Source organism: Kitasatospora sp. NPDC054768 (assembly GCF_053612025.1).
This window is the reverse complement of record NZ_JBSHBN010000333.1, coordinates 1-1,933: the sequence shown is the minus strand read 5'-3', so window position 1 is coordinate 1,933 and position 1,933 is coordinate 1. Positions and strand designations below refer to the sequence as shown.

Below are 1,933 nucleotides of genomic sequence, written 5' to 3'. Positions count from 1 at the left end.
CGCTGCACCCCGCCTCGGTTACGGCCCGAATGGCCTTATCCCCGTACGACAGGGGTGGGGGTGGCACCTAGTGTTACGCGGTGCCACGCCCTCCGTCGTTCTCCGTCGTTCTCCGGCAGCACCCCCCCGGCACGCCGCCCTCCTCGGCCCAGCCCCCTCGGCGCCTGAGCGCCGGCCCCGCCCGTCGTCCCCGGAGCGCGGCGCGCGGGGCGGCGGCCCGTAGAGTCGGCGCCGACGCGTGACGCGGAGGCGGACACGCGGGTCGAGCGCGTGGCGCACGGGCGCGGCGCGGTGGCGTGGGACGAGGCGAGGACGGTGGCATGGCACTGCTGACGGCACTTCGGGGCGGTTTCGGCGACGGGGCGGAGGCGCTGCGGATCGACGGCCGGGCCCTCTCCCGGGAGGATCTGCTGGGCGCGGCGACCGCCGTCGCCGACCGGGTGGCCGGCGCCCCGGCGCTCGCGGTGCTCGCCCGGCCCACCGTCGAGACCGTCACCGCCGTGGTCGGCGGCCTGCTGGCGGGCGTCCCGGTGGTGCCGCTGCCGCCCGACTCGGGACCCAAGGAGCGCGAGCACATCCTGCGGGACTCCGGCGCGGCGCTGCTCGCGCACGCCGTCGGGGAGACGCTGCCGCAGGACACCTCGGTGGCGGGGCTGCCGGTCGACCCCGAGCAGCGCTCCGCCACCACCCACGCCGAGCCGGACGCCGCGTCGACCGGCTTCGTGCTCTACACCTCGGGCACCACCGGCGCGCCCAAGGGCGTGGTGATCCGGCGCGAGGCGATCGCCGCCGACCTGGACGCCCTCGCCGCCGCCTGGCAGTGGACCGCCGAGGACACCCTCGTGCACGGCCTGCCGCTGTTCCACGTGCACGGGCTGCTGCTCGGCGTGCTCGGCGCCCTGCGCACCGGCAGCGGCCTGGTGCACACTGGGCGGCCCACCCCGGCGGGGTACGCGGCGGCCGGCGGCAGCCTGTACTTCGGCGTGCCCACCGTCTGGTCCCGGGTGGCGGCGGATCCGGACGCGGCGGCCCGGCTCGCCGCGGCCCGGCTGCTGGTCTCCGGCAGCGCGCCGCTGCCCGTCCCGGTGTTCGAGAAGCTGGCGGCGCTCACCGGGCACGCCCCGATCGAGCGGTACGGGATGACCGAGTCGCTGATCACCGTCAGCACCCGGGCGGACGGCGAGCGGCGCCCCGGCAGCGTCGGGCTGCCGGTGGACGGGGTCCGCACCCGGCTGGTCGGCGAGGACGGCGCGCCGGTGCCCCGGGACGGGGAGAGCGTCGGCGAACTCCAGGTCAGCGGCCCGACGCTGTTCAGCGGTTACCTCAACCGGCCGGACGCGGACGCCGAGGCGTGGACGGCGGACGGCTGGTTCCGCACCGGTGACGTCGCGGTGATCGGGGCGGACGGCTTCCACCGGATCGTCGGCCGCGCCTCGGTGGACCTGATCAAGAGCGGTGGCTACCGGATCGGCGCCGGCGAGGTGGAGGCCGCGCTGCGCGACCACCCGGCGGTCGCCGACGCGGCGGTGGTCGGCGTGCCGGACGAGGACCTCGGACAGGCGATCGTCGCGTACGTCATTCCGGACGGCGCTGTGACGGGGGACCAGCTGACGGCCTTCGTGGCGGAGCGGCTCTCGGTGCACAAGCGGCCGCGCCGGGTCGTCCTGGTGCCCGAACTGCCCAGGAACGCGCTGGGAAAGGTGCTGAAGAAGCAGCTGCTGGCGGAGGCCGGCGGCCGCTGAGGAGGGGGATGCCGGACGCCCCCTCGGATGACGGCCGTTCACCCTGATGCGCCGTCGGTGCTCACCACCGGTGACCCTTCCATTGGCGCACTCCACTGCGCGCAGTGAGCGGACGCGTGCCTAACGTGACACGCAGGCAGGACCGAATCCCCGGACGACACGCCGCGGCTTCCGGTCGCAGGACCGGAAGC

General features: G+C 76.3%; 1 protein-coding gene. It reads left to right on the top strand.

The window, feature by feature from the left end:
- The first annotated feature begins 320 nt into the window (after positions 1 to 320).
- A complete protein-coding gene (locus tag ACWGKU_RS40915; protein ID WP_401055002.1) occupies positions 321 to 1,742 on the top strand; it encodes an AMP-binding protein in 1,422 nt (473 codons plus the stop codon).
- Positions 1,743 to 1,933: the final 191 nt, after the last annotated feature.